Source organism: Streptomyces sp. NPDC048419 (genome assembly GCF_043200415.1).
GTDB lineage: Bacteria > Actinomycetota > Actinomycetes > Streptomycetales > Streptomycetaceae > Streptomyces.
This window is the reverse complement of record NZ_JBICXT010000091.1, coordinates 1-5,069: the sequence shown is the minus strand read 5'-3', so window position 1 is coordinate 5,069 and position 5,069 is coordinate 1. Positions and strand designations below refer to the sequence as shown.

The following is a 5,069-nucleotide window of genomic DNA, read 5'->3' as shown; positions in this document are numbered from 1 at the left end:
CTCAACCTCGCCGTCGGCGGCTACTGGCCCGGCGACCCCGACAACACCACCCCCCTCCCCCAACAACTCATCGTCGACTCCGTCTCCGTCACGACGAGCTGACACGCCCCCTCAAGCCGAGCGGCACGCTGTCCGTGCCGCTCGGCTTTCGGTGCCACGCAGTGCGGCCCGCCCGTCCCTGGGGAACCCTGGGGGTGGAGGTCAGCATGGATCCTCTTGAGGCACTGGACCGGATCGCCTTCCTGTTGGAGCGGTCCCTGGCGCCGACGTACCGCGTCCGCGCCTTCCGCACGGCGTCCCGGGTACTGGCGTCGCTGCCCACGGACGAGGTCCGCGGGCGGGCGGGCGACGGGTCGCTGGAGTCGCTCAAGGGCGTCGGCCCGAAGACGGCGCAGGTGGTGCGCGAGGCGCTCGCCGGAGAGGTGCCCGGCTATCTGCGGAAGCTGGAGGACGAGGCCGCCCAGCCGTACACCGGGGCCGGTGCCGAGCTGCGGGCCCTGCTGCGCGGGGACTGCCATCTGCACTCGGACTGGTCGGACGGGGGCAGCCCGATCGACGAGATGGGCCGGACCGCGGCGGCGATCGGGCACGAGTGGGCGGTGCTGACCGACCACTCCCCGCGGCTGACGGTCGCCCGCGGCCTGTCACCCGAGCGGCTGCGGGAGCAACTGGAGGTGGTGGCGGAGCTGAACGCGACGTGGGCGCCGTTCCGGCTGCTGACCGGCATCGAGTGCGACATCCTCGACGACGGCTCGCTCGACCAGGAACCGGAGCTGCTGGAGCGGCTCGACGTCGTGGTGGTGTCCGTGCACTCCAAGCTGCGCATGGACGCCCGCTCCATGACCCGCCGCATGGTGGCCGCCGTACGCGATCCGCATGCGGACGTCCTCGGCCACTGCACGGGGCGGCTGGTGACCGGGCGGGGACGGCCCGAGTCGGAGTTCGACGCGGACGAGGTGTTCGCCGCCTGCGCCGAGACCGGTACCGCCCTGGAGATCAACAGCCGTCCCGAGCGGCTCGACCCGCCCCGGCGGCTGCTGCGCCGTGCGGTGGACGCCGGGGTGCTGTTCTCGGTCGACACGGACGCGCACGCACCCGGCCAGCTGGACTGGCAGATCAACGGCTGTGCCCGCGCCGAGGAGTGCGGGGTGCCCGCCGAGCGAGTGGTGACCACGTGGTCCCTGGACGATCTGCTGGCCTGGACCCGCGATCGACGCACTCCGGCGGGAGTGGCACGCCCCTGACGTGGTACCCGAGTGGTGAACGAGCGAGGGAGCGTGCATGGACCGGGCGGCCGTATTCGACGTCGACGGAACTCTCGTCGACACCAACCACCTGCATGTGGTGACCTGGTGGGAGGCCTTCCACCAGGCCGGCCACACGGTACCGATGCATTCCATCCACCGGGCCATCGGCCTCGGCTCCGAGGACCTCGTCGCCCGGCTGCTCGGCGAGGAGCGCAAGAAGGAGCAGGACGCCGAACTCAGCGCCGCGCACAAGGCGTTGTACGGCCAGTACGTCGACCGGCTGCCCGCGATGCAGGACGCCGGGCGGCTACTGCGGCGGCTGGACCACGAGGGCTGGAAGGTGGTCCTCGCCACGTCCGCGAGCGGCCCCGAGCTCTCCGCGCTGCGCCGTGCCATCTCCGCCGAGGACGCGATCGCCGCCACCGCGAGCGCCGACGACGTGGAGCAGGGCAAGCCGGCACCGGAGCCCGTCGAGCAGGCCCTGGAGCTGGCGGGGGTGCCGGCGGACCGGGCGGTCCTCGTCGGGGACACGGTGTGGGACATGCAGGCGGGCCGCCGGGCGGGGGTGCGCTGCGTGGGCGTGCTGTGCGGCGGGATTCCGCGAAAGGACCTGGAGGAGGCGGGCGCGTCGGCCGTGTACGACGATCCGGCCCATCTCCTCGCCTCCCTGGCGGAGAGCCCCTTCGGGCAGCGGTGACGCACCTCACGCCGGAAACCGGCTTGGGACGGAACACCCACAAGAGGTTGTCCGTTGAACCACACGTGGGTGCGGATGGGACAGTGTCCCCGGGCCTCACCATTCGCCCACAGGGAAGATCGTTCGGCTGAAGCCCTGTGGAGCCTTTCGCCGAGAGGCGACCGCCATCCGTGCCCACCCTTGAACGGCCCCGACCGAGCTTCCCCCGTCCGGTCGGGGTCTTTTCGTGCCTGTGACGCCCGCGGGTTCCGCTTGACTTCGAGAGCACTCGAATTCGTAGCGTTCCCGGTATGACCACTGCACAGCACAAGATCGGTTCCGGCTTCGGCGCCACCAGCACCGCCGACGAGGCCCTCGCGGGCATCGACCTGACCGGCAAGCTCGCGATCGTCACCGGGGGCTACTCGGGCATCGGCCTGGAGACCACCCGCGCGCTCACCGGGGCGGGCGCCCACGTCGTGGTCCCGGCCCGGCGCCGTGCCACCGCCGAGGAGGCGCTGGCCGGAGTGGGCGACGTCGAGGTGGACGAGCTGGACCTCGGCGACCAGGAGAGCGTGCGCGGCTTCGCCGAGCGGTTCCTCGCCTCCGGGCGGAGCGTCGACATCATGATCGACAGCGCCGGAATCATGGCATGTCCGGAGACGCGGGTGGGGCCCGGCTGGGAGGCGCAGTTCGCCACCAACCACCTCGGCCACTTCGCCCTGGTCAACCGCCTGTGGCCGGCCATCGCACCGGGCGGTGCCCGGATCGTCTCCGTCTCCTCCCGCGCCCACCACTTCTCGGGCATGCGCTGGGACGACGTCCAGTGGACGCGGGACTACGACAAGTGGCAGGCGTACGGCCAGGCCAAGACCGCGAACGTCCTGTTCGCCGTCCACCTCGACAGGCTCGGCCGCGACGCCGGGGTACGCGCCTTCTCCCTCCACCCCGGCGGCATCATCACGCCGCTCCAGCGGCACATCCCCAAGGAGGAGATGATCGAGCGCGGCTGGATCGACGAGGCCGGCAACGTGCTCAACCCCCAGGGCTTCAAGACCCCGCAGCAGGGTGCGGCCACCCAGGTCTGGGCAGCCACCTCCCCACGGCTGGACGGCCTCGGCGGCGTCTACCTCGAGGACTGCGACATCGCCGAGCCGGCGACGGACGACCGCCCCTCGGGCGTCAAGCCCTGGGCCACCGACTCCGAGGAGGCGGCCCGCCTTTGGGAACTGTCGGCGAAGCTCACGGGCGCGAACGCCTTCGCCGGTCAGGAGTAGAGCTCGCTCGGTCCGTACACGGCCGGGGCGCCTGTCATGGCGCCGGTACCCCCTCGACGGACAGCAGACGGAGGCCCTCCGGCGGACGCCCCGGCGCAGGTGGGCCTCCGCCCCGCGTGACTCGATGATCTCCCGGCTGCCCCGAGGGGGGTCCGCGTGTCTCCTCGTGGTGCGGGTACTCGGTCTCTTCGCTTCCGGCGGAGGCCGGAGGGGGGATCGCGCGGTCGGAAGGAGTCGAAGGTGAGCAGCGCAACGGGCAGCAGGATCGTGGTCACAGGCGCCACCGGCAATGTGGGCACCAGTGTGGTGCGGCGGCTTTCCGAGGATTCCCAGGTCGGGTCCATCCTGGGGCTGGCGCGGCGGATTCCCGACTGGTCGCCCGCACGGACGGAGTGGTCCCCCGTGGACATCTCGTCCGAGCGGTCGGACCTGGCCGGCACGTTCGCGGACGCCGACGCGGTGATCCATCTGGCGTGGGCCTTCCAGCCGACGCACGACCCGGCGACGACCTGGCGCACGAACGTGCTCGGGAGCATCCGGGTCTTCGAGGCGGTGGCCGCGGCACGGGTCCCGACGCTGGTGCACGCCTCGTCGGTCGGCGCGTACTCCCCCGGGTCGAAGGACCGCACGGTGGACGAGTCGTGGCCCACGCACGGCTGGCCGGACGCCGCGTACTGCCGCGAGAAGGCCTATCTGGAGCGTGCCCTGGACGCGTTCGAGCGTGAGCATCCCGAGGTGCGGGTGGTGCGGATGCGGCCCGCTTTCCTCTTCAAGAGGGAGTCGGCGAGCGAGCAGCGCCGGATCTTCGGCGGCCGCTTCCTGCCGGGCCCGCTGGCCCGTCCGGAACTGCTGCCCTTCCTCCCCGACATCCCCGGTCTGCGGGTCCAGGCCCTGCACACCGACGACGCGGCCAAGGCGTACGCCCTCGCGCTGAACTCCGAGGCACGCGGCGCCTTCAACCTCGCGGCCGATCCGCCGGTGGACGCCGAACTGCTCGGCGAGATGCTGGGCACGCGCCCGGTACGGCTCCCCCGCGCGGCGGCCCGCTCGGCGATCGCCGCCGCCTGGGGGCTGCACCTGCTGCCCGCCTCACCGCACCTGTTCGACGCGGTGCTGCGCCTGCCCCTGATGGACTGCACCCGCGCGCACGACGAGCTGGGCTGGCGAGCGGAGCACACGGCGACCGAGGTGCTGGAGGAGTTCCTGCAGGGCCTGCAGCGGGGCGAGGGAGCCCGCACGGAACCGATGAAGGGCCGCAAGGTCGGCTGACTCCACCGGAAGAATCCCGGTCAGCCGGAGTATGCCGGGTCAGACGGAGACACCCCGGTGTCGGCCGGAGGCATCCCCGTCAGGCGGACGACTCGTCCGGAGCGGGATGTTCGGGATGGACCGTGGCCGAACGCGGCCCGTCCTGACGGCCCGTTCCGGCCTCGTCGGTGTCCGGCAGCTCGCCGTCCGCCTCCTCCTCGCCGGGCGGCAGCGGAATGTCCAGCGGATCCTCGTCCTCGCGAACCTGCTGGTCCGGCAGATCCCGCGGCACGGGCTCGCCGTTCTGGCCAGTGTCATGCCTGTCGGCCACGACGTCCTCCCATCACGTGGTACAGGGCTCCGCGAGTACCTCAGGACCATCCGCCAAAACGCGCGGCTCCGCGAAACGCTAGTGTCCTGCGCCAGAGATCCGTCGGCAGAGGCGGGCGAGGGAGTCGAGGATCTCTTCGGCTGTCTTGGTCCAGATGAAGGGCTTGGGGTTGTTGTTCCAGTCGTTGACCCAGGTCCGGATGTCGGCTTCGAGGGCCTGGATGTTCTTGTGTGCGCCGCGGCGGATCATCTGGTGGGCGAGGTAGCCGAACCACCGCTCGACCTGGTTGA

At 71.7% G+C, this 5,069-nt stretch carries 5 protein-coding genes and 2 pseudogenes; 5 read left to right on the top strand and 2 right to left on the bottom strand.

Annotation, left to right across the window (positions count from 1 at the left end):
• The 5 genes and pseudogenes from ACGFYN_RS47765 to ACGFYN_RS47745 all read left to right on the top strand — a co-directional run.
• Positions 1–102: pseudogene (locus ACGFYN_RS47765) on the top strand (glycoside hydrolase family 16 protein); the annotation flags it as partial.
• A 104-nt stretch (positions 103–206) separates the two neighbouring features.
• Positions 207–1,244: a PHP domain-containing protein gene (locus ACGFYN_RS47760; protein WP_393872230.1), complete on the top strand. Its 1,038-nt coding sequence runs from the start codon at positions 207–209 to the stop codon at positions 1,242–1,244.
• 37 nt (positions 1,245–1,281) lie between these two features.
• On the top strand, positions 1,282–1,944 hold the full coding sequence (locus ACGFYN_RS47755; RefSeq protein WP_393872229.1) for an HAD family hydrolase: 663 nt from the start codon (positions 1,282–1,284) through the stop codon (positions 1,942–1,944).
• A 290-nt stretch (positions 1,945–2,234) separates the two neighbouring features.
• A complete protein-coding gene (locus ACGFYN_RS47750) occupies positions 2,235–3,200 on the top strand; it encodes an SDR family NAD(P)-dependent oxidoreductase (RefSeq protein ID WP_393872228.1) in 966 nt (321 codons plus the stop codon).
• A gap of 240 nt (positions 3,201–3,440) precedes the next feature.
• The gene (locus ACGFYN_RS47745; protein ID WP_393872227.1) at positions 3,441–4,469 is read left to right on the top strand and encodes an SDR family oxidoreductase; all 1,029 of its coding nucleotides are present in this window, start codon (positions 3,441–3,443) and stop codon (positions 4,467–4,469) included.
• Positions 4,470–4,548: 79 nt separating this feature from the next.
• Here ACGFYN_RS47745 and ACGFYN_RS47740 read toward each other — a convergent pair whose 3' ends face one another.
• Both ACGFYN_RS47740 and ACGFYN_RS47735 read right to left on the bottom strand, forming a co-directional pair.
• Entirely contained in the window at positions 4,549–4,779 is a 231-nt protein-coding gene (locus ACGFYN_RS47740; protein ID WP_393872226.1) for a hypothetical protein, read from the bottom strand.
• 78 nt (positions 4,780–4,857) lie between these two features.
• A pseudogene (locus tag ACGFYN_RS47735) lies at positions 4,858–5,069 on the bottom strand (IS630 family transposase); the annotation flags it as partial.

Excerpts from the sequence above, each read along its gene's own strand:
- ACGFYN_RS47760 (WP_393872230.1), top strand. The coding sequence starts at position 207 with ATGGATCCTCTTGAGGCACTGGACCGGATCGCCTTCCTGTTGGAGCGG.
- ACGFYN_RS47750 (WP_393872228.1), top strand. The coding sequence starts at position 2,235 with ATGACCACTGCACAGCACAAGATCGGTTCCGGCTTCGGCGCCACCAGC.
- ACGFYN_RS47755 (WP_393872229.1), top strand. The coding sequence starts at position 1,282 with ATGGACCGGGCGGCCGTATTCGACGTCGACGGAACTCTCGTCGACACC.